Origin of the sequence: Candidatus Thermokryptus mobilis (assembly GCF_900070205.1) — a bacterium.
GTDB lineage: Bacteria > Bacteroidota > Ignavibacteria > Kryptoniales > Kryptoniaceae > Kryptonium > Kryptonium mobile.
Genome location: NZ_FAOO01000007.1, coordinates 104,775 through 130,928 on the forward strand (window position 1 = coordinate 104,775; position 26,154 = coordinate 130,928).

A 26,154-nucleotide genomic window follows, 5' to 3' on the forward strand; every position below is an offset into this window, starting at 1 on the left:
GAAATTGTATCGCTTCAATGAGAATAATCTTTATGGGAACTCCTGAATTTGCAATTCCATCTTTGGAAGTTCTTTTAAAAAACGGATATGAGATATGCGCGGTTGTGACTGCACCGGATGAGCCGAAGGGTCGTGGATATAAGCTTTCCCCACCCCCCGTTAAGGTTTTTGCTTTGCAGAACAATTTGAAAGTTCTTCAACCTCAAAATTTGAAAGATCCAAATTTCATAAACGAGATTAAAAAAATATCTCCCGATTTAATAGTCGTTGTTGCTTTCAGGATACTCCCAAAGGAGGTTTTTTCAATTCCACCACTTGGGACAATTAATGTTCATGCTTCACTTTTGCCGAAGTATAGGGGAGCAGCACCTATAAACTGGGCAATAATCAACGGGGAGAAAGAAACAGGTGTGACGACATTTTTTATAGATGAGAAAGTTGACGCTGGGAATATCATCCTTCAAAAGAAAATTGAGATAGGACAGGATGAGACGGCTGGAGAACTTCACGATAAACTTGCAAAACTTGGAGCAGAAGCATTGCTTGAGACCGTGAAAATTATTCAAACAGGGAAAGTTCAAACAGTTAAACAGGATGAATCGCTCGCAACACCAGCTCCAAAAATCAAGAAGGAAATGTGCCAAATAAATTGGACTGAAATGAAAGCAGAACATGTTCATAATTTCGTTCGTGGGCTTTCTCCTAATCCCGGTGCTTTTACATTTTTAAATGGGAAAATTTTAAAAATATACAGGACAAAACTCGTTGAAAAAACATCTGAAGCTGCCGATTTGAAACCAGGGCAAATAATAGTTGATGGAGATTCAATATTTGCTGTCTGTTCGGATTTAAAGCTGGTTCAAATACTTGAGATTCAAATTGAGGGAAAGAAAAAATTAAAAAGCGAGGAATTTTTGAGAGGTTATAAACTAAAAACAGGGGACAATTTTGAAGTTATTGAAATAAATGAACTCAGAAAAATTTTGAAGAGGGAGTGATGATATGCTCAGTTTGTGGTGTTAAAAATTCAAAATTTGACGTTAAGTGCCGAAATTGTTCTGCTTTCCTTCAAAGTCCAGTGAGGGTTTTAAATTTCTTTGAAATTTTATATTTGCTTTTCTCCAGCCCAAAGATCGCTTTTCATAAGATTATGATCTCCGAGAGAAAAAATTTTGTAGTTTTACTTGTCTATCTTTCTGGCGTGTATTTGTCAATTGATATATTTTACTTGCTTCATGCTGGGGAAAAGTTTGACAATTTGATCTCTTTGATATTTATTATTTTCGCTATCGGGTCAGTTATTGGGTTAATCTTTATTTTCTGTATCTCACTTGTATTAAAGTTGTTCTTTAAATTCGGGGATGAAAAACCTAATTTTAAATCACTTTTTGCGCTTTTATCATATATAACTGCGCCGATGTCCATATCAATTGCATTTCTTCTGCCAGCAAAACTTTCTGTATTCGGAATTTACTATTTTACAGAGACACCAAAACCTTACGATCTAAAACCGATCCCGTTCTATATTTTTGCCTTGATTGATTTAATCTTGAAACTTTACTCGTTATCGCTTTTATTTATAGCGGTAAATTACATAGCGGAAAGTTTACCAAAGACGGTTCTCTTTATGGTTTTAACTTCAATTTGTATGGTCGTTTTATTAAATTTATTAACAGAGGCAGTAAAATTGCTTCTCTTTTATTGAGATATAAAAGCACATTTTAAAAATCAAAATTGGGAGAAAAATGAAGAAAAAAATCAACGCAGTTCAGTTTGGTTTAGGTCCAATAGGACAACTTTGCGCTAAAACAATTTTACAAAAGCATAGTGAAAGGATCAATCTCGTTGGTGCTGTTGATATTGATCCATCAAAGGTCGGAAAAGAACTGGGCGAACTTCTTGGGATTGATAAGACGGGGATTGAAGTTGAAAGCGATATTAAAAACATATTGAAGAAAAAAAAGGTTGATTTGGTTTTTCACACTACCACATCTTTTATGAGCGATGTCAGAAAGCAACTTATTGATTTGATAAAGTTAAAGTTGAACATAGTTTCGTCAACCGAGGAATTGTTTTTCCCGAGGTATAGAAACCGTGAGATTGCAGAGGAAATTGACAATCTTGCGAAAAAATTTAAAGTTAGAGTACTTGGCACTGGTGTAAATCCGGGTTTCGTTATGGATGTTTTACCCTCTGTTTTAACACAGGTCTGCACGAGCGTTAAAAGAATAAGGGTTGAAAGAGTTGTAAATGCGTCAAAAAGGCGTTTGCCACTTCAACTTAAAATTGGAGCTGGGCTGAAGGTAAGCGAATTCAAAGAAAAAAAGGCAACGGGTAGATTTGGTCACATTGGACTTGTGGAATCGCTCCAGTTTCTTGCTTATGTTCTTAACATTCAACTTGATGAGATTAAAGAGGAGCTTGATCCAATTGTAACCTATAAAAACTTGCGAACGGATTACCTAACAATTCAGAAAGGAAGGGTTGCTGGCATACATCATAGAGCTATCGGCTTTAAGGATGGGAATGAGGTTATAGAGCTTGATTTAAAGATGTTCATTGGAGATCACAGAGATTATGACGCAGTTTACATAGATGGTGAACCACCGATAAAGATGAAAATTTTAAATGGTGTTTTTGGTGATACAGCGACAGTTGGAAGTTTAATAAATTGCGGATATTTAATTTTCAATGCCAAACCAGGGTTGTTGACCATGGCAGATATTGGTTTGCCACATGGATTTTTTAGTCAAAAATAAATTTAGGATTTTAAGTTGGCGTACGAGTTTGTTCTATCAAAATGGTTTAAACTTGGAAATGAGCTGAAAACTCACATAGTTTTAAATCCTTATGCAGGGAGATGGAGGGGTGCTAAACTATACCAAAAAATCCTCCAGTATGCGAGGGCGATAAAATATCTTGAAAGATTTCAACTGACCACGGCGCCGGGTGAGGCGATTCAAATAGCAAAGGAGACGAAGGCAGAGCTTATCGTAGCAGCCGGAGGCGATGGAACAGTAAATGAAGTTGTCAATGGCATTCTTCAAAGTGGATCTGAAAAACTTCTTGGGGTTATTCCAATTGGTTCTGGTAATGATTTCGCCAAGATGTTAAATTTGAAACCGTTTAAAATCAAGATGGCAATTGAATCCTTAAGAAGGAAAACAACGATTACATCTGATGTTGGTTTGATTGAATTTTTAAGAAATGACGGGACATCCGGAAGTAGGTTTTTTATAAATGGAGTTGGGATTGGGTTTGATGCAATGGCTGCCGATGAAAGCCGAAAGATAAAACATCTTCGCGGGATTCCGCTTTATACTCTTGCTCTTTTGAAGACACTCGCAAAGTATAAAGCACCTGAGATGAACATCAAGATTGATGGGAAGAACATATCGGGGCGGATTTTCCTTGTAGCTATCGGCAATGGGAAGTCTGCCGGAGGTGGCTTTCTTTTGACGCCAGATGCGAGAATAAATGATGAAGTTTTTGATGTTTGTTTGGTGAATGATCTTCCCATTTTTAGGGTTCTTCAGGTATTGCCAACCGTTTTGAAAGGAAAACATACCAAATATCCAGAAGTGACGATGATGAAAGCAAGAGAGATTGAAATAAAGTCCGACTCCGATCTTGTTCTTCACGCAGATGGTGAAATACTTGGAACTAATTTAAGATGGATTAGAATTTCAATTATTCCAAAAGCCGTTGAAGTGATATCAAATATGCAAAGTTAAAATGGAAAACGAATTTAAAGATTTCAAAGCTGGATACGTTGCAATCGTAGGTGAACCAAATGTAGGGAAATCAACCCTGCTTAACACTTTGCTTCAACATAAGATATCAATTGTGACACCTAAACCGCAGACGACAAGGCATAAGATAATTGGAATAATGACAGGTGAGAACTATCAAATTGTCTTCCTTGATACACCTGGTTTGATAAAACCGAGGTACTTGCTTCAAGAGGTAATGATGAGATATGCAGAGTCAGCGCTTAATGACGCTGATATAATTCTTTTTATGGTTGATGTCAAAAAGGTGAAAACTAACGAAGCTGTAACGAAAACCTTGCCGTTTGAAATTTTAAAGCGCTATGCTGATCAAAAACCCATAATACTTGTCATAAACAAAGTTGATTTGGTCAATAAACTTGAGGTTCTTCCGATAATTGATTTTTTTAGCAAAGTTTTCCCATTCAAAGAGATCGTTCCAATTTCAGCGTTAAAGGGTCAAAATATAGATGAATTGAAAAAGGTTTTGCTTCAATACCTGCCAAATCATCCACCATTTTATCCACCCGATATGGTAACTGAACATCCAGAAAGATTTTTCGTGGCTGAGATAATTCGTGAGAAAATTTTTCAGATCTTTAGACAAGAAATACCATATTCAACCACTGTTTCAATAGTTGAGTTTAGAGAAGCAAAAGAAGAAGGGGAGCGTGATTATATTCGGGCTGAAATATATGTTGAGAAGGAATCACAAAAGGGGATTATAATTGGGAAAGATGGACAAATGCTTAAAAAGGTTGGAACGCTTGCCAGGGAAGAAATTGAATGGTTTCTCGGGCGTCCAGTTTATCTTGACCTCTATGTTAAAGCAAGGAAGAAATGGCGTGATAGTAAAGCGTGGCTAAAGAGATTGGGATATACAGTTGACTAAAAAAAGGAAATTTTAAAATGCCTAAAATAAAGCCATTTAGAGGCATCTCTTATAACAAAAGTTTGCCAATTGAAAAAGTTGTAGCACCGCCATACGATGTGATAAGCGAAAAGGAAAGAGACGAGCTTTATGAATTGCATGAGTTCAATGTCATAAGGTTGATTTTGAACAGAGACGCTGATAGATATGAAAGAGCCAAAAAAATTTTTGATGATTGGTTAAAAAATAATGTGTTGGTTGAGCAAAATGAAGAGGCGATTTACATCTACGAGCAAAAATTTGAAGTTGACGGGGAGCTTTACAAAAGGGTTGGGATTATATGCTTGATGAAGCTTGAGGAGTTCGGCAAGGGTAACATTTTCCCACATGAGAAAACCTTCCCGAAACCAAAAGAAGATAGATTTAACCTTTTGAAATCAACCAACGCGCAATTTGACCATATCTTTGGAATTTACTCCGACCCACAATTCAAACTTGAAAAATTAATTGATGAGTTCAAGCCAAGCTCGCCACTTTTCAATTTTGAATTTCCATCTGGGGGTAAGGTGTGGCATTATCTTTATGATATAAAAAATGCGGAATTTTTTGAAAAAGTCGGCGAAATTTTTGAAAATTTACAGATTTTCATCGCTGACGGTCATCATAGATATGAAACGGGCTTGATGTTCAGGGATTATATCGCTTCTCTTCATGGGGGGAATTACCCGAGTTCGTATGACTATATCTTGACATATTTAACAAACATGGAGGCAGAAGGTCTTGTTATCCTGCCAACGCATAGGATAATTTCAAATGTGGACAAAGTTGAGCTCAGACATAAATTCAACTCCGAGAAAATTTCAGCACAATTTGAGATAATTAAAATTAATTCAAGCCAAGATTTCAAAAAACACTTTCCTCTTAAAAACTTCCGGAAGGGAGTTTTTGGAGTTTGTCTTGATCGGGATGATTTTTTAATTTTGAAAATAAAAGACAAGGATATGATAAACTCAATTTTGCCTGATCATTTGCCCGAGCCGGTCAAATTGCTTGATGTGACGATTCTCCACGAATTTATTTTTAATTTGCTTGGGTTAAATACCTCGGAAATTAAACTTAGCTATACCCACAATTTAGATGAAGCGCTTAAACTTTCGGAGGAAGTTGATAAAGTTGCCTTTATTTTAAATCCACCGAGTATAAATGATGTCAAGAATGTTTCTCTTTCAGGAGCAACGATGCCTCAAAAATCAACATATTTTTACCCCAAAATTTTGTCAGGAATAGTAATGAGGAGATTTTAAACTCAATGAAAAGGAAGATCTTAAAGCTGATAGAGACAAATAAAGCCCTTTCTAAGTCAAGGATTCCGGGGATTGATTATACAATAAACCCGTATTTTGGGTGTGAATTTGGTTGCTCATATTGCTATGCGGATTTTATGTCACGTTTTTCAAAATTTCGCAAGGTTTTCCCAGATGACATTGAATGGGGCGACTTTGTTGGCGTTAAGATAAACATCGTTGAAAGGTTGGAAATTGAATTGAAAAAAATTCTCGCAAAAAGTTCATTGCTTGGGGAACAAGAATTTAACATTTGGTTTAGTATAATGACCGATCCGTATCAATTTGCCGAAAAGAAATTTTTATTGACAAGAAGATGCCTTGAGGTTTTGCTTAAATACAGCGGTGAAGGATTTAAATTAAATGTTGGGGTCTTAACGCGCTCACCCCTTGTGTTAAGGGATATTGATTTGTTTAAACAATTCATCGGAGAGAAAAGCATTGAAATTGGAATTTCAATCACGACGGACAATGATAACATTAGGAAAATTTTTGAGCCAGAAGCTCCGACGATAAGAAGTCGCATTAAAACGCTTGAAAAATTAAAGGAAAACAACTTAAAGACATTTGCTTTTATTGGACCAATTTTGCCGATGGATGCGAGAGAACTTGCAAATCAAATTAGTGATTTTGTTGATTATGTGTTAATTGATAGAATGAATTATGTTTGGCGAACTGCGGCAATTTATAGAGCTAATTCAATTGAGTTTGCGATGAGCGATAGTTATTTTAATGTTGTCTCTGAAGCACTTGTTGAGGAATTTTCGTCAAAAGGGATAGCAGTTGAAGTTCTCTTCCAAAACAAAGGTTGAAATGGAAAAATGAGAGCAAAACTTCGCCTTTTTTGGTTGTTTTTATTCCTTTATCCGGTTTTGATTTTTGGGCAGATAAATTCGCCAGAGCGATATTTCGGTTTCAGAATGGGGGAGGATAAGAAATTAATCGGATGGGGTGAAATCGTTGGCTATTTTAAATATGTTTCTGCTAATTCAGATAGAGTAATCGTTGAAGAGCTTGGTAAGACAACGCTTGGGAAGCCCTTTATCGTTGCCATTGCTTCTTCAGAGAGGAATATAAAAAATCTTGAAAATTTAAAAGAGATTCAACGAAAACTTGCCAAACCATATACGCTCGGTGAAGACGAAGCAAAGAGATTAACACGGAATGGAAAGGTCTTTGTCTTAATAACGATGAACATTCATTCCACTGAAATAGCTTCAAGTCAAGAATCGGTTGAGTTAATTTATGAATTTGCGACGAGAAATGATGATGAAATGAAGAATATCCTTGAAAATTGCGTAATTCTTCTAATTCCATCGTTAAATCCTGACGGGCAACAGATGGTTGTTGATTGGTATAAAAAATATGTCGGGACAAAGTATGAAGCATCCCCGATGCCCTGGCTTTATCATTATTATGCTGGGCACGATAATAACAGGGATTGGCACTTTTTTAGTTTAGTTGAGACGCGACTCACGGCAAAGGTTTTATATCACGATTGGTTCCCACAGGTCGTTTACGATCAACATCAAATGGGTTCTGATGGTCCAAGGTTTTTTGTGCCACCATATTCTGACCCAGTGAATCCGAATGTTTTACCTGAGATAATGGCTTTGACGAATTTGTTTGGGAAATATATTGTGTTTGATATGGTACAAAAAGGGTTTAAAGGTGTTGTAACTGGTGGAAGGTTCAACGCGTACTTTCAAGGGACAATGTCAAAAACACCGCTTTGGCATAATCGCGTTGGAATTCTATCTGAAGCAGCGAGCGTGAGAATTGCCACCCCGATTTACATCCCTTATGGTAGTGTAAGGGGTCTTGGGGATGAAATACCAGATAATAGCTTGTCAAATAATAATTTGAATCCGTTTGAGGAGGGATGGTGGAGATTAAGGGATATAATTGAATATGAGAAAGCAGCAACATATGCGATATTAAACTTTTCGGCAAATAACAGAGAGAAAATTCTTTGGACATTTTACAATGCGAATAAAAAATCAATTGAAAAGGGTTTGAATGAACCTCCATTTGCCTATATCATTGACCTAAACCAACAAAATGACCCAAATTCTGCTATTGAACTTTTAAAGCGTTTGCAATTCGCAGGGGTTGAAATTTACAAAGCTAAAAAATCTTTCATTGTGGAAAGCAAAGTGTTTTCTGAAAATACTTTCATCATCCCTCTCTCACAGCCATGCAGGCCATTCATTAAAGATGTGATGGAAGTTCAAAATTATCCTGATATTCGGCTTTATCCCGATGGACCTCCAAAAAGACCTTACGATGTAACTGCATGGACTTTGCCTTTGCAGATGGGGGTCAATGTCTTTGAGTTGAAAGAGAAAAAGGAAATACAAATGGAAAAGGTTAGCTTGATTGATTTTGGGGAATCAAAATTCATAGGAAAGGGAAATTTCATTGTTATTGAAAGGAGGTTTATAAATTCATATCGTCTCGTCAATTTGCTTATGAAAGATGGAATTAAGGTCTTCACAGCAAAAGCTGGTGACTTTAAAGGGAATTTTGTCTTGAAAAACGATAAAGTTACAATTGATAAGATAAAGACGTATTCAAAAAATCTTGGGATTGAGCTTAAAATAGTTAACGACTTGAAAGAGAGCGAGCTTGTTGAGATAAAGAAAAAGAATGTTGGTATTTATCAACCGTGGATAACGAGCATGGATGAGGGCTGGACACGGCTTGTCCTTGACAGCTTTTATTTTGATTACAGGGTTTTTCACAATAAAGAAATGAAGGATAAAAAGACATTTGATGAAATTGATGTGCTAATTCTTCCGAGCATGGGGGCAAATGCTATTCTTGAGGGGAGAGGATTCAGAGGAACACAAAGGATTGATTTCCCAAGTATGCCTGAGGAATATGAGGGTGGTATTGGAAAAGAGGGTGTTGAAAATATAAAAAACTTTTTAAAACGAGGTGGGACTTTGATAACCCTTGGAGAAGCAAGCAACTTCGCAATAGAACAATTGGGCATATCTGTTAGAAATGATTTGAAAAATTTAGGCCCGAAAGAATTTTTCGCACCTGGGACAATTGTAAATTTAAAACTAAATGACCCTGATAATCCAATTTCTTACGGCTTAACAAAACAAGTTCCGGCTTATATTATAAATCCCATTGCTTTTTCAACCTCTGTTTATTCTGATAAAATCAGCGCGATTGCAACATTTGACGATGAAAATGTCCTTCTCAGCGGTTATCTGCTTGGCTCGGATAAGATCAAAGGGAAAATTGCACTTTGTGAAGTCCCGTATGAGAAGGGGAAAATTTTGTTGTTTGCGTTCAGACCCCAACATAGGTCCCAAACTTGGGCAACATTTAAATTTTTATTCAATGCAATTCTAAATTAAAACCCTGTGAATTGATGAAAATTTTGGAAAAGACAGCCGTTAAGGTTTTCCTTTTCTTCTTGATTTGTTTTATCTGGGGTTCAACATGGTTTGTGATAAAGGTTGGACTGCAAGAATTGCCCGTTTTTTTCTCGCTTTCAATGAGATTTTTAACGGCAAGCATCGTTCTGTTGCTTTTACTAAGAATTTTTAGGATATCTATTCCAGTTAATGAAAAGTTCATCTTTCTATATCTTTACCTTGCTTTCGTTTCTTTTTTAATTCCTTTTTCACTTGTTTATTGGGCTGAGGTGACTATACCGAGCAACCTTGCGAGCATCCTTTTCTCAACTTTGCCTTTTTTCGCTGCTTTATTTTCAAGGTTATTCTTAAAGGAAGAGCTTAATTTATTACAACGCATCGGACTAATTTTTGGATTTGTTGGAGTGGTGTTAATTTTTAAAATGGACACAGCTAATTACGGAAGTTCTTTCGTTCTGAATAAAAAATTTGTTCTGAGCATGTTAGCTGTCATTTTAAGCGCACTTTTAAATGCTTCTGTTTTAATTGTTGTTAAGAAGTATGGCATTGAAATTCACCCTCTCGCCATTAATTTTTTACCTTTGACATTAAGCGGTCTTATGCTTCTTGTTTTATCAAGTATCTTTGAGGATTGGGGAACGGTAAAGTTAGGAATTAAAGGCATTGGGAGTGTAATTTATCTTGGTGTGTTCGGTTCAATTGTTACATTCACGGTGTATTACTGGCTTTTGAAGAAAGTTCCAGCAGTGATAATGTCGCTGACAGCGTTTTTAACACCTGTCTTTGCGGTGCTTATCGGTGTATTTGTGGGAAAGGAGGAAATTTCAGCAAACATTCTCGGTGGCGCATCTTTGGTTTTAACAGGCGTATTAATGGTGAATTCATATTTCATCTTCAAAAAATGAACATTACATTATGTTTTTCAGGTTTTTAATCATTACCATTTCCCTCGCTACAGTGGTTTATTGTGATGTTTTTGATGTCCTTCATTATGAAATTTACATTGACCTTTATAAAGGTCTTGTTGAAAGGAATGGTTTTTACAATGGCTCTGTAAAAATTAAGTTTCTCTTGAAAGAGGATGCTTCATCTATCAAATTTCACGCTGTAAAAGATGTGGTTTCCGTTGATTCGGTTTTTCTTTTGTCGGGTTGGTTTAATGTTGAGCTAAATTTCCAACAGGATTCCGAAAATCTTAATATAAATTTCCCGAGGGTTCTTTCCTCCGGGGACACAGTTGAGTTAAAAGTTTATTTCAGGCGAAGTTCTAATTTGGATCGTGGTTATTACTTTTATAAAAAAGAAGAAGCACAAATTCCGTATGATATCGCTTATACAATGACTGAACCATCTGACGCAAGGTTTTGGTTTCCCTGTTATGATGAACCCTGGGATAAAGCAACCGTTGAACTTATCATAAAGGTACCAAAAAATTTTCTTGTCGCTGGAAATGGGCTATTAATAAGGGATGAAATAATTGGGGATGAACGGATTTTTTATTGGAGGTCAATCTTTCCGATGTCAACTTACCTTATGGCTTTTGCTACATCCGAGTATATAACATTTTCGGATTGGTATAAAAAGGTCACAAACCCAGCCGATTCAATTGAAATTAAATACTATGTTTGGCGTGAGGATTCGTTGAAAGCGGTGAACGCTTTTAAAAATGTTGTTGATATGATGAAATTTTTCTCCGTTAGATTTGGTGAATATCCATTTGAAAAATATGGAATGGTCGCTGTTTACCCATTCAGTTATGGTGGGATGGAACATCAAACGATGACAACAATAAACAGGCGATGGCTCAATGGAAACTATGAAGGGGGAATCGCTCACGAGCTTGCTCATCAATGGTGGGGTAACCTTGTGACTTGTGAAAATTGGGTTGAGATATGGCTGAATGAGGGCTTTGCATCATATGGCGATGCATTATATACCGAGTATAAGTACGGAAGAGAAGCTTTTGTCTCAAAGCTTAAAAGTTGGGCGAATTCGTATTTTAAAGAAGATTCGTCAATTAGGTATGCGATTTATAATCCACCGCCTGGAAAACTTTTTGGAACAGCTGTCTACTTCAAGGGTGCATGGGTTTTACATATGTTGAGGAATTTAATAGGTGATTCAACCTTTTTCAAAATCCTTCAAGAATGGGGGAGAAGATATGCTTATGGAACAGGCACAACAAGAAAATTCAACGATATCGTAAACGAGGTAACCAAAAGTAATTTTGATTGGTTTTTTGAACAGTGGGTTTTGGATTCGGGTTATCCAGTTTTTGATTTTTACGCAACCATCCTTGATTCGCAAATTGTAATTAACATCAGGCAAGTTCAAAAAAATAGCAGAATTTTCAAAGTTCCAATTGAATTTAAAATCAGCACACAAAGTTTTGATACACTTTTAACTTTCTGGAATTACACTCCGGATACGATTTATGTGGTGAAATTCGGTTTTATCGCTAACAGAGATGATTTAAAAGTTGAATTTGATCCAGACGAGAAAATCTTGAAGAAGGTGAACGCTATCGTTATAAACAAAGCTGAAGCGAGCACACCTTTGAACTTCAAACTTTACCAGAACTATCCAAACCCGTTTAATTTTGAGACGAAAATTGATTTTGAAATTGGGGGAAAGGTGGGCAAAATCTACAAGTGTAAGATTTCACTTTATGATGTATTGGGGAGGAAAATTAAAGATATTTTTGAGGGCGAGTTTCCCGTTGGAAGATACTCGCTCAACTTGAAGTTAAATGATTTAGGTTCGGGGATTTACTTCTGTGAGCTAATTGTAGAAGATATTGGAGAAATTGTCTATCAAGGCAGGATCAAAATGGTTTTGTTAAAATAAACCTTGAGGTTGCCATGACGAAGTTCAAAACAATCATTGAACCATTTAAAATTAAAGCTGTTGAACCGATAAAATTTACAACGGAAGAGGAAAGAGAGGAAATTTTAAGAAAAGCTGGATACAATGTTTTCAACATCCCAGCTGAAGATGTTATAATTGACCTTTTAACTGATAGTGGGACAAATGCGATGAGTTCAAAACAATGGGCTGGCATAATGGATGGGGATGAATCATACGCTGGGTCAAGAAGTTTTTTCAGGTTTGAAAAAGTAGTCAAAAGAATAACAGGGTTTAAGCATGTTATACCTGTTCATCAAGGTAGAGCAGCTGAAAAAATCTTGTTTTCAATTGTAGCTGGACCTGGTAAATTCATTCCTAACAACACACATTTTGATACTACGAGGGCGAATATTGAATTTGTCGGTGGAACAGCGGTTGATTTACCCATACCTGAGGGTGTTCAACCAGATGTATGGCATCCATTCAAGGGGAATATGGATGTTGAGCGACTTGAAAATTTTATAAAGGAGAAAGGACCGGAAAATATACCTCTTGTTATGTTAACGGTTACAAACAATTCAAACGGAGGACAACCTGTCTCAATGAAAAATATAAGAGAGGTAAAAGAGGTCTGCAGTAAATATGGAATTCCTTTGTTTCTTGATGCTTGTCGTTTTGCTGAAAATGCTTACTTCATAAAAAAGAGGGAAAAAGGTTATGAGAACAAAAGCATTCTTGAAGTTGTGCAGGAGATGTTCTCATATGCTGATGGCTGTACGATGAGCGCCAAGAAGGACGCATTTGCAAATATCGGCGGGTTCCTTGCTCTTAACGATGATGAGCTTGCTATTAAAGCGAGAAATGTTTTGATCGTAACTGAAGGTTTTCCAACTTATGGAGGGCTTGCTGGAAGAGACCTGGAAGCAATAGCTCAAGGTCTTGAAGAAGTGATTGATGAAAATTACCTTGTTTATAGAATTAGATCCGTTGAATATCTTGCGGAGAAATTGATTGAAAGAGGTATTCCCGTTTTAATCCCACCCGGTGGTCATGCGGTATATCTTGATGCGAGGCGATTTGCTCCACATATACCGCCAGAGCAATTTCCGGGACAATCAATCGTTGTTGAGCTTTATAGAGTTGGTGGAATAAGAGGTGTTGAGATCGGAAGCGTTATGTTTGGGAGAAAAGATAAAGAAACGGGTAAATTCATCCCGCATACGATGGAGCTTGTTCGTCTTGCTATTCCGAGGAGGGTTTATACACAAAGTCATATTGATTATGTCGTTGAGGTGATCACTGAGGTTTATAAAAATAGGGACAAATTAAAAGGGTACAGGATTGTTTGGGAGGCGCCACTTTTAAGGCATTTTACAGCGAGATTTGAACCGATAGAGTAAAAACAAAAATTTTGGAGGTGAAGAAAAGTGCATTTATTTAGAAAAAAATCAATTTCTCAAATTTTGGCAGAAGCGGAAGGTGGGGAAAATAGGTTAAAAAGGGCACTGAGTGCGTTTGATTTAACTGCCCTTGGTATCGGAGCTATAATTGGAGCTGGAATTTTCGCGCTCACGGGAACGGCTTCGGCAGGTGGTGCTCATCATATTGGAGCTGGACCAGCGATTGTAATCTCATTTATCATAACTGCTTTAGCGTGTGGGTTTGCTGCTTTGTGCTACGCTGAGCTTGCATCAATGCTCCCAATTTCGGGTAGCGCATATACTTATTCGTATGCTGCTTTTGGCGAATTTATCGCTTGGATAATAGGATGGGATTTAATACTTGAATATGCGGTTGGAAACATCGCCGTTGCTATAAGTTGGTCCGCATACTTTGTTGAACTGCTACGAGGTTTTGGAATCACGCTCCCAGCTTGGCTCACAACTGATTATGTGCGTGCCTTGAATTCACCCGAAATTTTAGCCTCAGCGCCCAAGCTAACTCTACCATTTTTAAATAAAACAATACCGATTTTTTTTAATTTACCAGCTTTTGGAATCGTAGCATTAATAACCGTTGTTCTCGTGATTGGAATAAGAGAAAGTTCCACTTTTAATGCAGTTATGGTTGCGATTAAACTGGTGATTTTATTATTCTTCATAATTGTTGGGGCTTTTTATGTGAAGCCAGAAAACTGGCATCCTTTCGCACCCAATGGATGGAAAGGGATAATGACGGGAGCTGCACTTGTCTTCTTTGCATATATTGGTTTTGATGCCATTTCAACAGCTGCTGAAGAGACAAAAAATCCGCAAAAAGATTTACCCATCGGGATAATCGCTTCACTAATTATAACGACGATATTATATATTGCCGTGGCGATTGTTTTGACCGGGATGATTCACTATTCCGAGTTAAATGTTCCTGAGCCACTTGCAAAAGCTTTTAGTGTTATCGGCTTGAATTGGGCAGCTGGGATTGTCTCTTTTGGCGCTGTGGTCTCAACAACGGCGGTCTTACTTGTCTTTCAGCTTGGACAACCAAGGATATTTTTTTCAATGGCAAGGGATGGTCTTCTCCCTCAATGGTTTGCTAAAATTCATCCGAAATTTAAAACACCTTATGTGACAACAATACTCACCGGTGTTTTTGTCGCTATACCAGCTGCATTTGCAGATATAGGAGAAGCCGCTGAGCTTACGAATATAGGAACTCTTTTTGCTTTTGTTTTGACTTCTGGTGGTGTTCTCATTTTAAGATATACTTCGCCTGAAACGAAAAGACACTTTAAAACACCACTTGTCCCAATTGTGCCGATCCTTGCAATTTTATCGTGTTTTTATCTTATGTTGAGTTTACCGTTAATAACCTGGATTCGCTTCCTCATTTGGCTGTTGATCGGCTTAGCGATTTACTTCGTTTATGGAATTAAACATAGTAAGCTTATTGAGAGGGAGAGCAAATCATGATTGTTAATTTTCTCTCTTTGTGTTATATTTAAGCAAAAACAAACTTGATAATGTCTTTATGAAGGCAGTGATTATGGCTGGTGGCTTTGGAACTCGTCTCAGACCTCTGACGATGAATATCCCTAAACCGATGGTTCCGATAGTAAATATACCAATAATGCATAGAATAATTACGCTCCTAAAAAAGAACGGAATAACCGACATCATCGCGTTAGTTTATTATCAACCAGATGTCATAATGAATTACTTCAAAGACGGAAAGGATTTTGGTGTGAATATAACTTATGTGAAGGCTGAAGCTGATTTTGGGACAGCTGGAAGTGTTAAAAATGCCGAAAATTTCATCGGTGAGGATGAATTTCTTGTCATTAGCGGTGATGTTTTGACAGATATTGACTTATCTAAAGCAATTGAATATCACCACGATAAAAAGTCAAAAGCGACAATTGTTATAACAAGGGTTAAAAACCCACTACCTTATGGTATAGTGATTGTAAGAGATAGTGGAGAGATAATTCGTTTTCTTGAAAAACCAAGCTGGGGGGAGGTTTTCAGTGATACGATTAACACAGGGATTTATGTTCTTGATCCATCGGTGCTTGAATTTATACCCTACAAACAAGAATTTGATTTCAGCAAAAATTTATTTCCGCTCCTACTTGAGAAAAAATTTCCCTTCTACGGTTATATAGCTGAAAGTTACTGGAGGGACATCGGAACATTAAGTGACTATCTTGAGGCGCACCTTGATTGTTTAGCTGGACAGGTTGAGATTGAGATCAAAGGTGAAAGAATTGAAACTCCAAAAGGCGTAATTTATGTCGGGGAAAATGTGAAAGTTGCGGATTACGACCGTTTTGAAGGTGTTGTGGTGATTGGGAATAATACAAGGATAGGCAAAAAAGCAAAAATTATTAATTCAGTGATAGGTTCATTTTGTGAAATAGAAGATGAGTGCGAGATAATTGACTCAGTTATCTGGGATAGAACAAAAGTTAAAAGACGAGCGAAGCTAACACTTGATGTGATCGGCTATGATAATTTTATCGGTGAGGGGGCTGAGATAAACGAGAATGTTTTTATAAGCGATCGTTGTATAATTGGGAGCTCAGCGAAGTTGCTTCCAAATATAAAGTTATGGCCATTAAAAGTTGTTGAAGATGGTTCTATTTTATCAAAAAGTTTAGTTTGGGAAGATAAATGGTTAAGCGAGCTTTTTACTGAGGCAAGGGTAAGCGGTATTTCAAATATAGAAATGACACCTGAATTTGGTGCAAAGCTTGGGGCTGCTTTTGGTGCTTTACTGGGGCAAGGGAAAACCGTTATCGTGAGCCGTGATGCAGATAATGTCTCAAGGATGATGAACAGAGCTTTGATTTGTGGGTTAATCTCGGCAGGATTAAATGTTGATGATATAAGAATTGCGTCTATCCCAATGGTTCGCCATGAGCTTCGCAGCGGTAGATACGCCGGAGGTCTACATGTTCGCAAATCTCCAGTGGATAAAAATCAAACCGATATTATATTCTTTGATTCTAACGGTATGGATTTACCAGTAGGAAAGGCGAAAGCAATTGAAAGGTTGTTTTTTGGAGAGGATTTTCCAAGAGTTCCCCATGATAAAGTCGGAACGATTAATTTCCCTGTCAGAACTATTGAAGGATATGTTGAAAAATTTTTATCCGCACTCAACATTGATGCGATCAGAAAACAAAGTTTTAAAATTGCGATTGATTATTCAAATGGGGTAGCTGTAACAGTTTTACCGAATATCCTTGGACAGCTTGGGTGTCAGGTCATATCCTTAAACGCATATCTTGAGCCCACTAAATTAACAAGGTCTGATGAGGAGTTTAAAAAGGCGGTGGACGAACTATCGCAGATTGTAACTTCAATTAAATGCGATGTTGGTTTTATGCTAAATCCGGGGGCGGAAAGAATTTGGTTAATTGACGAAAGAGGGAAATTACTATCAGACAATCGTTTGCTTTCAATTGTAACGAAGCTTTTCTTAAGCGTAAATGCTACGAAGGTAAAAAAAATCGCTGTACCCATTTCCGCATCGCTTGAAGTGGATTTAATCGCGAGCGAGTATGGCATTGAAGTTGTTAGAACAAAGAACTCACATTATGGAATGATGGAAGCTGTGTTAAAAGATCCAGAGATTAAATTTGTCGGTGGAACTAAAGGTGGTTTTATTTTTCCGGAGTTTTTATTTGCCTCTGATGGCATGTTCGCCATTTCAAAAATACTTGAACTTATGGCTTTAGCTGAACTTAAGATTGGAGAAATTGAAGAGAAATTGCCAAAGCTTTTTTTGAAAAGGTTGTCAATTCCATGTCCGCGTGATCTTAAAGGTAAAGTTATGAGATATGCTACACTTGAAAGTGAAAAATCCAAAAGGCAACTTATTGATGGCGTTAAAATTTTCCTTGATGATTTAACCTGGGTTTTAATACTTCCGGATAGACAAAGAAGCGAGGTTCATCTTTTCGTTGAGTCAAATGATGAAAAAATGGTTGATAAGTTGATCGGTGAATACTCAGAGAAGGTTAGAAGTTGGATAATGTTGCAAGAAAAATAAAATAAGGGGAAAAGGTGAAGATAAGCGAAATATTAACTGAGGATTTCGTTGTTGTTGGACTTGATGTTTCCACAAAGGAAGATGCAATAAATGCACTTGTTGATATTATAGCTAAGTCAGATAAGGTAAAAAACGCAAATAAAGTAAGAGAAGCGGTGTTTGAGCGTGAAAAGATTATGACGACAGGGGTTGGAAAAGGATTTGCTGTTCCACATGGGAAAACAGACGCCGTGACTGATATAGTAGCAGCTTTTGCCGTTACTAAAAAGCCAATTGATTACGAATCGCTTGATGGTGAACCTGTTCGCCTTATATTCCTGATTGTTGGGAGAGATAATATGGTCGGACCTCACATTAAATTATTGAGCCGAGTTTCAAAGTTGATGAATGACAACGATTTCAGAGAAAAACTGTTAAACGCTAAAACCCCAAGGGAAGTTGTTGAATTATTTAAAACTGAAGAGGAAAGATATCTTGGGTGAGAGAAAAGCATTAAAAAATGTTCGTGGGACGAAAGATATTTTACCTGAAGATTCGTTTAAATGGCAACATATAGAAACAAAAGTGCGTGGAATTTTTGATCTTTATAACTACAAAGAAATAAGAACGCCAATTTTTGAGGAAACTGAACTGTTTGCTCGAGGTATTGGTGAACTAACCGATATTGTGAGTAAAGAAATGTATACATTTAAAGATAAGGGTGGAACCAAGTTAACTTTAAAGCCGGAGATGACTGCATCGGTAATGAGAGCATACATTCAATATGAGATAAATAAAAAAGTCCCCCTTTTCAAAGTTTATTACATTTCTCCTATGTTTCGCCAGGAAAGACCTCAAGCAGGTCGTTTAAGACAATTTCATCAAATAGGTGCTGAGGCGATCGGTAGTGTAAACCCTGAGGTTGATGCAGAGATAATTTCATTGACACTTCACATAATTGATAGCTTTGGTGTAAAAAATTATTTGTTAAAAATTAATTCCGTCGGTTGTCAGAAGTGCAGACCTAAATATAAAGTTGTTTTGCGGGATTATTTAAAAAATTTTTACGATAGTTTATCTGAAGAAAGCAAGAAGCGCTTTGAGTATAATCCCCTCCGTATTCTTGATTCAAAAGATGAATCTGATAGAAAAATAGTTCAAAATGCCCCTAAAATTTTAAATTACCTTTGTAACGAGTGTGATGCTCATTTTAAAGAATTACTCGCATACCTTAATGGGCTTGGCATATCATATGAAGTTGATGCCCGCTTAGTTCGTGGTCTTGATTACTACACAAAAACAGCTTTTGAAGTGTTAAGTAAAGAGCTCGGTTCACAAGATGCTATTGCAGGTGGAGGAAGATACGATATGCTTTCAAGCTTAATTGGTGGTCCTGATATTCCAGGAGTTGGCTTTGCTTTAGGTATGGAAAGATTGCTTATAATTCTTGAGAAAAATAATTACAACTTCGGTCAAGATAAAAAAAACCTCATCTTTATCGCATCAGTGGGGAGCAGAGCTAAACTTCATTCTTTAAAGATAGCTCAAGAACTCAGAAAGAAATCTATACCATGTGAAATTGACCTCTTAAATAGAAGTTTGAAATCCCAGATGAAAGAAGCAAATAGACAAGGGGCACGCTATGTTGTTATAATAGGTGAAAGTGAAATTGAAAAAGATGTTTGCCTTGTAAGAGATATGAATAGCGGTGAACAAGTTGAGGTGCCATTTGGTAAAATTGTAGAATATATTGTTGATAAATATGCCAAGGAAATCACCAAGAATTGAGCCTGAATTCAAATATGACTTTACGCTTTATCTATCTATTGACTACGATGAGATAAAAGATGAAAAATTTTTAAAATTTTTAATAGAGACAACTCAACACTTCGTTGCGTTTTCTTATGAATTGAATGTTGAAGTTCAAAAAGAAGACAATCAGTTGACATTTGTAATACTTGGTTTTAAACCGCCTAGCTCTCCAATTTCACAATTCGGTCCGGCTCGTTTTGAGTATAGAATTTATGGATATAAGGAAGGGATTTATAAAATTACGGTAGTTAAAAAGGAAAAAATCAAAAATAGGTTTCAAGTTCTAATAACTGATGACAGAATAAAAGTTAAAAGTGAACCGCAAAAAAATAAATTTGTAAAAATAAAAGTAAGTTGATAGAATGCGTCCTATTTTATTTCAAATTGGACCGATTCCAATTTACAGTTATGGTTTGATGATGGCGATTGCATTTCTTGTAGCGGATTTTTTAGTGAGTCGCGAATTCAAAAGGTTGCGATTTAATATCAATTACGCAAACGAAATGGTAGTTCTAGCCGTTGTCTCTGGTATAATTGGAGCAAAAATTTTATATCTTCTTGAAAATTTTAGCGATTTCATCAAATCCCCTCTTGAAATGATATTTTCAGCTGGTGGTTTAACCTGGTATGGTGGTTTTATTCTTGCCTTCATCGTTTTATTCGTCTATGTCATAAGAAAAAAGTTGCCGGTTTTAAAAGTTTTGGACGCAATAGCACCTGCAGTAGCACTTGGTTATGGTATTGGAAGAATAGGATGCCACCTGTCTGGTGATGGTGACTATGGCATTCCAACGTCTTTGCCTTGGGGAACTATCTATGCCAATGGAACATTAAAGCCAACATATGCGCTTCGTGAATATTTTGAACGCTTTCCAGAACTCGCCGAAAAGTATAATTACCACATTTTGTCCTCAAAAATAGTAGGAGAAGACAAATTTGGATTTATCACGGAGTTTGATAAAACAATCAGACTCCATCCAACCCCGATTTATGAGTTTCTGATTATGCTTTTAATTTTCATTTTGCTTTATTTCTTTAGAAATAGAGTTAAGTATTCTGGTGAACTTTTTGGAATTTATTTAGTTCTTTCGTCTATTGAAAGATTTACAATAGAGTTTTTACGATTGAACCCACCTTTGATTTTAGGTCTAACTGAAGCACAAGTTATTTCAATTTTCCTGTTATTAGTGGGTGTTTTTCTAATTAAAAAAGTTCGTGGGAAAAAATGGTCATTTTAGGAAAAATTTTGCAGGCGATTGGAATAACTGAAACGATGATTGGATTAATTGCAGGATTGCAAGGTAGCATGAGAAATGAGATGATCTTTACCGGTGTAGGGGTGATAATTTTTGTAATTGGACGCCAAATTGAAAAAATTGGATGGAAAAATAAAGCAAAATTATAGTATCTCCAAAACATCCAATAAGGATTTAATCTCATTTTCCCATGTTAGCTCTCTTGTGGCACGCTCACAATGATCCCTCATCGTGAGATACAAATTATGGTCAGTCAAAAGTTTTCTCGTGGATTCAACAATCTCACTTATATTTGATGGATCTACAAGTATACCCACTTTGTAAGTCTCAATAATAGCTCTAATTTCAGGCAGGTCACTGGCGATAAATGGTATTTTTGCCTGTATATACTCAAAAATTTTATTCGGAAGAGAGAAAAAATAACTAAGCGAAACAGGTTTTATTATGCAAAGACCTACAATTTTTTTGATATTCGGAAATTTTATTTCTTCATCCGGGGAATAAGGACCTAAAATTTCAACTTTGGATTCAAGATTTCGCTTTTGAATTTCCTCCAGAAGTAGATTTTTTAATTCACCTTTACCTACGATTAAAAGTTTGATATCGTTAAATTCAAAGGATAACCTTTGAATTAGCTCAAAATAAATATCAAATCCTCTATCTTGATGAAAAAGACCAAGATAAAGAAGGGCATTTTCTATTTGCTTTTTGTAGATAAATGTTTTTTCTGATTTCCATTTAACAGTTGGAAAATTTCTTACAATAAAAATTGGTTTTTCAAATTTACTTGAAATTAACTTAGCAATGGATTGATTAACCGTTAAAATTACTGAACATCTTAAAGTAAAAATTTCTTCAAATAATGATATTATTTTTTGGACAAAACGCCTATTTTTGGTTGAAGCAAGGGAGGAGTAAAACTCCCTTGAATCGTAGATCATTTTGGCATTGCATTTTACGGAGATTAGCCATGCGATCGGAAGTGAAAATAAGTCCGATGATATAACTATATCAGCGCATATTTTTATTATCAGAGGCAGTGATTTAAAATAAAAAGACAAAATTTTAAAAAGCGCTCTTCTGAATTTTCTTAGTTTTATATGTATTACTTCATCATTGCTTTCAATAATTGGTTCATTAGGTTCAGCAGCACAGATAACTTTTACGATATAGCCAGCCTCCTTTAAGGATTTATAAATTTTGAAACTTCTTGAATCATTTTTAATATTTCCAAGAAAAACAATGAGTATTTTTTTCATCTTCTCAAAGTTTATAGATTAATGATAATGTATGTGAAGAAGGTAAACTATAATCAAAAGGTGAATATGCATAGTTAACAATGAACTTTGCAACTTTTACCCCAAGTCCAAATTTAAAAGAGTGCACATACAAACCAAATTCATAGCCTACTTGAAAATTTAAGATAGAGTTAAATTCAAAGCTTGAGCCAAAGCCGTATAAAAACCTTTTTTCAAGCGTTCTATATCTTAATTCGGAAGTTAGAAGCAACTTTGCAAAATTGGTGGCATACTTTGTGGATGCTCCAAATGACACAATAGATGAAGGAATGCCAATGTTTCTTATTGCTCCACCCAAGTTAAGTTCAAATTCTTTGAGATTTAAAGTATATAAAAAACCTAAATCGGCAGATAAGGTGTTGGTTTCGTATACATAGATTTTTTCTAATATATATTTCGTAGTTAGCCCGATTTTAAATTTTGATTTGAAATTTGGAGAAATTGAAAAAGAAATAGCCATATCCCGCGCTGAGAAATAGCTAATTGGGTCACCCGGTTTCTCCCTTAATTCTATGTGCGATATTATCAAGGTGTGAAGGGATAAAGCCATGTTAATAAATTTATTTTTTATGCCAATTGCGCTATAAAGAATATCGCCGTCCACCATCCAGTTGCGATAAGAAAGCATCACACTGGGAGATTCAATCATAGATAAAATCGCTGGGTTGTAATAGATAAAGCCGAAACTAATTGGTGATGAAACCACAGCGTCTCCCATTGAAACCGCTTTTGCATCTATGCCTATAGTTAAGAAATTAAAATTACTTTTGCCACCGCTGACAGCTACAAATTTCAAGGTAATTAAAAAAATAAAAATTATTTTTTTCATCACAGGTTTAAATTTTAAGTTTTAAATCTCTACTCCAATACCTAAAAATTGAACTGAGGCGAATGGAACATTAACCTCATATTTATAAGCATAGTCAAATGAAATAATAACTTTGCTAATCTTCCTTCGCAGTCCAAAGCCCAAAGATAGAGAAGGGGTATTAAACATGTCAAATCCACCTCTGAGTGAAAGATTTCTACCAATAGGATATGTTTCTAAGCCCAAATTTATCCTTTTTTGTTTTTCCACAAAGCTGAAATCAAATGATAAAAGGATTTTATCTTTAAGTTTGTAAAAAGTTGAGATTTTTTTAGTAATAGGAAATCGCTCTATCACAAGATGACCTTTTTCTCCATATAGGTTTGTTGAATCCCATCTATACTTAGCGTTTAAGTCCTGAAGAACAAAGCCAAAAAATAAGTTATCATGTAATTTAAAAATGAAACCAAAATCAACACCGAGGGTTCGCGCATTAAAGTCATGATAAATTTCGCTATAGTAAAATTTAAGCGATAAACCAATTGAAAATTTCTGGGTTAATTTGTTTGAGAATGAAAATCCAAACATATATTCGCTTGTTTTAAAATTTTCTATATGAAAACCATCAACATCTCTTAAATCAATATTTTTTACACCAGCTCTTATCAAAAAAAAGGAAAAGCCAGCCGTCGGATAAAGTGATTGAGTGTAGTGTACAAAGTCAAGGGTTCGGTCAAGCGAGAGAAAACCCACTGTCAATGTGCCTCTTTTTAAATTAACGAATGGCAAAACCGCAGGATTATAGTAACCATTTACTTCTCCTTCTATGACTGCTCCCATTGCATTACCCAAGGAAATTCCTCTAGCCCCAAAGCCAAGTCGTGAAAACGACGCAATTGAAAGATTTTGTGAATTAACCATTGATTGAAATAATACAGTCATTAAAACGATCTTTATGCTATTGAATAACGAGTATTTTGCCATATACTTCCTTGTTGTCTATTTTAACCCTGTAGAAGTAAACTCCATTTGGGACAACATTTCCAGATTCATCCCGGCCATTCCATATCTCATCAAATTCCCTCGGACCATTCCTTACCGCGTTTCTTACAACAGTTCTTATCTTCCTCATTGAGAAATCAAAAATTTCAATCGTAACATTTGAATTATTTCTATCAACAGCATAGTGTATCCTCGTAACTTCATTAAGTGGGGAAAATGGATTTGGATATGCGTATGTTTTATCTGAATTATAAACTTTTTCATAAGCCCTTATAACTTCCCATTTTTTCGTATCTGAATCAATGAATTTAACGAGACCGTCAGCGCTACCGATCCAAACGGTATCGGCTTGTACTCCAACGCTATAGAAAACAGTTGTGTAAATTTCCTGCCTTGTAAAAATGTTTGTCATCCTTGTGTATCTTTCCCAAGAATCTCCAAAATCGTTTGACCTCCAAAATCCGTTATCACTCACCGCATAAACAATTGAATCTTTAAAGGCGATGTTATGGACAAATTCACCAATTAAAGTTGTTTTCCAAGAGTTCCCACCATCTCTTGAATAGCTCAAAGCTTTGAATTCATCGGGGTCGTTTGCGTTTATCGTTGCACCCCAAATTATATTTTCTTCCTCCATTGTTGCTCTTTTCACTTTTTGATTTCCAAGAGCTACTACGAAATTTCCAGAAATTGGATTAGTTTGATTTTGGTGATTGAATTTAACCCAGCTCTTTCCTCCATCAGTTGATTTGTTTATTCCGTTTGCAGTGCCAACCCATAAAATTGAATCATCTACCGCGATAACTGAGAATACACGGTGATTATAATTTTTGACAGGATTAAGTTCAAAATTCAAATCCAAGCCAGGATTTATTTGATTTAAGTTATCGGGAGGTAGAACGACCCTTTGCCAAGTTCTTCCCATATCGGTTGATTTTCTAAGTCCTCCAGCAAAAGAAGCAATGAAAATTGCATCTTTTGTTAGCGCTATATCATATGTTATATTATTTATCGTTGTTGTAATGGGCAATGCTTTTAATTTGTTAATGCCGTAAATTTCAATAGTATCTATTCTATTATCAATAGGTTGGTTTACCCTCGTCCAAGTTTCACCTCCATCCGTTGAATATAAAAGTCCAAGCCCTTCGGGAAATTCATTGTTTTCAATTTTAACGGTTCTAGCAATAGCGACCCAAACAGTTTCACCACTGCAAGCGATCGCTGAAATTTTGCTTGTTCCAAATTCCGGTGTGTTATAATAGTTTTTCCATGTCTTTCCGCCATCCGTTGTTCTGCTTAATCCCTTACTTGTTCCTATCCACACCTTATCATCACAAATTGAAATATTCGTCACAACATTTCCCGCTGGGAGATCGGAAAAGTCGGTTGAATCCAATTTGTAGCTAAGCTTGATTTGTGCAAGTGAAAAGTTTAGAGCAAAAATTATCAATAAAGTATTCCATCTCATAGCACATAGATATAATGTGTTAAGATATTACTGCTTGTGTTTGATTTATCAATTGCTTGAAATTCAAATCTATATTTCCCCTTTTGGGTGTTAGGGGGGAGTTGGATTATAATTGAGTAAATACCATCTCCGGCAATATCGTCACCACTAATTCCACTTAAATTACCATCGTCATACATCTTGAACGGATTCCCTGATGAAGGTGTTCCATCAGGTTTGAATGAGTTGAATTGAACCGTTTTTATATCTTCAATTCCATCTGGATCTGTGGCTTTAATGCTGATTTTTATCAAGGTTGTTTGATCTTGGACAAAAACAGTATCTGGCGCTTTTAAATCAGATATAAACGGCGGACGATTTCCCCTATATAATTTTAAACTTAAGTAAACCTCGTTGCTTGGCAAATTATTTTTATCTCTTGCAGAAAATTTAACATAATAATTTCCGTCGTCTTTCCTCTGAACATTGAAACTTGCTTGTAAAGTGAAAGTTGAGTCATTTATTCTTTGAAGGTCTCCACGAGTCAGGGTCAAATTTTTGATTGGGTTTATGACCTCAAGATTAACAGTTGCGATATCGTTGAGACCATCTATGTCATAGACGATAGCTGTCGCTTTGAACTTTACCCAAATTGTATCTTCTGGCTTCTTTTCACCGCCAATTAAAACGCTATCAAGATTTATAGCTTTGGGCTCTATGGTAGCGGATTTTATAATCGGCTGGTTTGAAAATACGACATCAAACATAGATGTATCTTCCTTCTGACAGGAAATAAATGACAAAAGCAAGACAGGGATGATCTTTTTCATTCT

At 36.1% G+C, this 26,154-nt stretch carries 23 protein-coding genes; 18 read left to right on the forward strand and 5 right to left on the reverse strand.

All coding sequences use genetic code 11. The features are described from left to right. The first annotated feature begins 17 nt into the window (after positions 1–17). Genes fmt through FKZ43_RS06140 form a run of 18 tightly spaced genes read left to right on the forward strand, consistent with a single transcriptional unit; the run spans position 18 to position 20,915 of the window. Positions 18–998 (forward strand): methionyl-tRNA formyltransferase, encoded by a 981-nt coding sequence (gene fmt, locus FKZ43_RS06055; RefSeq protein ID WP_140944976.1) that lies wholly within the window; start codon positions 18–20, stop codon positions 996–998. Next, complete coding sequence (locus FKZ43_RS06060; RefSeq protein ID WP_140944977.1) at positions 998–1,705, forward strand: YIP1 family protein; 708 nt, start codon at positions 998–1,000, stop codon at positions 1,703–1,705. Before fmt ends, FKZ43_RS06060 begins: the two co-directional genes overlap by 1 nt. Before the next feature lie 40 nt (positions 1,706–1,745). Then, positions 1,746–2,759, forward strand: coding sequence for an NAD(P)H-dependent amine dehydrogenase family protein (locus FKZ43_RS06065; RefSeq protein WP_140944978.1), 1,014 nt, complete (start codon positions 1,746–1,748; stop codon positions 2,757–2,759). A gap of 15 nt (positions 2,760–2,774) precedes the next feature. After that, on the forward strand, positions 2,775–3,734 hold the full coding sequence (locus tag FKZ43_RS06070; protein ID WP_140944979.1) for a diacylglycerol/lipid kinase family protein: 960 nt from the start codon (positions 2,775–2,777) through the stop codon (positions 3,732–3,734). A gap of 1 nt (position 3,735) precedes the next feature. Then, a complete protein-coding gene (gene era, locus FKZ43_RS06075) occupies positions 3,736–4,662 on the forward strand; it encodes a GTPase Era (protein ID WP_140944980.1) in 927 nt (308 codons plus the stop codon). A 17-nt stretch (positions 4,663–4,679) separates the two neighbouring features. Next, the gene (locus FKZ43_RS06080) at positions 4,680–5,945 is read left to right on the forward strand and encodes a DUF1015 domain-containing protein (RefSeq protein WP_140944981.1); all 1,266 of its coding nucleotides are present in this window, start codon (positions 4,680–4,682) and stop codon (positions 5,943–5,945) included. A 5-nt stretch (positions 5,946–5,950) separates the two neighbouring features. After that, positions 5,951–6,796: an SPL family radical SAM protein gene (locus FKZ43_RS06085; RefSeq protein WP_140944982.1), complete on the forward strand. Its 846-nt coding sequence runs from the start codon at positions 5,951–5,953 to the stop codon at positions 6,794–6,796. Between the two features lie 9 nt (positions 6,797–6,805). After that, positions 6,806–9,358 carry a M14 family metallopeptidase gene (locus FKZ43_RS06090; protein WP_140944983.1) on the forward strand — a complete coding sequence of 851 codons (2,553 nt, stop codon included), beginning with the start codon at positions 6,806–6,808 and terminating at the stop codon, positions 9,356–9,358. A 14-nt stretch (positions 9,359–9,372) separates the two neighbouring features. Next, complete coding sequence (locus FKZ43_RS06095; protein WP_140944984.1) at positions 9,373–10,284, forward strand: DMT family transporter; 912 nt, start codon at positions 9,373–9,375, stop codon at positions 10,282–10,284. A gap of 10 nt (positions 10,285–10,294) precedes the next feature. Next, positions 10,295–12,226: a M1 family aminopeptidase gene (locus tag FKZ43_RS06100; protein ID WP_140944985.1), complete on the forward strand. Its 1,932-nt coding sequence runs from the start codon at positions 10,295–10,297 to the stop codon at positions 12,224–12,226. 14 nt (positions 12,227–12,240) lie between these two features. After that, on the forward strand, positions 12,241–13,626 hold the full coding sequence (locus FKZ43_RS06105) for a tryptophanase (protein WP_140944986.1): 1,386 nt from the start codon (positions 12,241–12,243) through the stop codon (positions 13,624–13,626). A gap of 27 nt (positions 13,627–13,653) precedes the next feature. After that, positions 13,654–15,135 carry an amino acid permease gene (locus FKZ43_RS06110; RefSeq protein WP_140944987.1) on the forward strand — a complete coding sequence of 494 codons (1,482 nt, stop codon included), beginning with the start codon at positions 13,654–13,656 and terminating at the stop codon, positions 15,133–15,135. A 58-nt stretch (positions 15,136–15,193) separates the two neighbouring features. Continuing rightward, positions 15,194–17,719, forward strand: a complete 2,526-nt coding sequence (locus FKZ43_RS06115) for a sugar phosphate nucleotidyltransferase (RefSeq protein ID WP_140944988.1) — start codon at positions 15,194–15,196, stop codon at positions 17,717–17,719. 14 nt (positions 17,720–17,733) lie between these two features. Further along, the gene (locus FKZ43_RS06120) at positions 17,734–18,201 is read left to right on the forward strand and encodes a PTS sugar transporter subunit IIA (RefSeq protein WP_140944989.1); all 468 of its coding nucleotides are present in this window, start codon (positions 17,734–17,736) and stop codon (positions 18,199–18,201) included. Then, complete coding sequence (gene hisS, locus FKZ43_RS06125) at positions 18,161–19,486, forward strand: histidine--tRNA ligase (protein ID WP_320415050.1); 1,326 nt, start codon at positions 18,161–18,163, stop codon at positions 19,484–19,486. The genes FKZ43_RS06120 and hisS overlap by 41 nt, the downstream gene beginning before the upstream one ends. After that, entirely contained in the window at positions 19,461–19,868 is a 408-nt protein-coding gene (locus tag FKZ43_RS06130; RefSeq protein WP_140944990.1) for a hypothetical protein, read from the forward strand. Before hisS ends, FKZ43_RS06130 begins: the two co-directional genes overlap by 26 nt. Positions 19,869–19,872: 4 nt before the next feature. After that, positions 19,873–20,748, forward strand: a complete 876-nt coding sequence (locus tag FKZ43_RS06135; RefSeq protein WP_140944991.1) for a prolipoprotein diacylglyceryl transferase — start codon at positions 19,873–19,875, stop codon at positions 20,746–20,748. Next, positions 20,736–20,915, forward strand: a complete 180-nt coding sequence (locus FKZ43_RS06140) for a hypothetical protein (protein ID WP_140944992.1) — start codon at positions 20,736–20,738, stop codon at positions 20,913–20,915. Before FKZ43_RS06135 ends, FKZ43_RS06140 begins: the two co-directional genes overlap by 13 nt. Here FKZ43_RS06140 and FKZ43_RS06145 read toward each other — a convergent pair. From FKZ43_RS06145 to FKZ43_RS06165, 5 genes are read right to left on the reverse strand one after another with little or no spacing between them, the layout of a single operon-like run. After that, positions 20,910–22,025: a glycosyltransferase gene (locus tag FKZ43_RS06145; protein ID WP_140944993.1), complete on the reverse strand. Its 1,116-nt coding sequence runs from the start codon at positions 22,023–22,025 to the stop codon at positions 20,910–20,912. The two genes, FKZ43_RS06140 and FKZ43_RS06145, sit on opposite strands and share 6 nt — an antisense overlap. Positions 22,026–22,029: 4 nt before the next feature. Then, positions 22,030–22,893 carry a PorV/PorQ family protein gene (locus FKZ43_RS06150; RefSeq protein ID WP_140944994.1) on the reverse strand — a complete coding sequence of 288 codons (864 nt, stop codon included), beginning with the start codon at positions 22,891–22,893 and terminating at the stop codon, positions 22,030–22,032. 21 nt (positions 22,894–22,914) lie between these two features. Beyond that, complete coding sequence (locus FKZ43_RS06155) at positions 22,915–23,793, reverse strand: PorV/PorQ family protein (protein ID WP_219916508.1); 879 nt, start codon at positions 23,791–23,793, stop codon at positions 22,915–22,917. Between the two features lie 37 nt (positions 23,794–23,830). Then, positions 23,831–25,342: a WD40/YVTN/BNR-like repeat-containing protein gene (locus FKZ43_RS06160; RefSeq protein ID WP_140944996.1), complete on the reverse strand. Its 1,512-nt coding sequence runs from the start codon at positions 25,340–25,342 to the stop codon at positions 23,831–23,833. Continuing rightward, positions 25,339–26,151: a hypothetical protein gene (locus FKZ43_RS06165; protein ID WP_140944997.1), complete on the reverse strand. Its 813-nt coding sequence runs from the start codon at positions 26,149–26,151 to the stop codon at positions 25,339–25,341. Before FKZ43_RS06165 ends, FKZ43_RS06160 begins: the two co-directional genes overlap by 4 nt. Positions 26,152–26,154 lie beyond the last annotated feature (3 nt).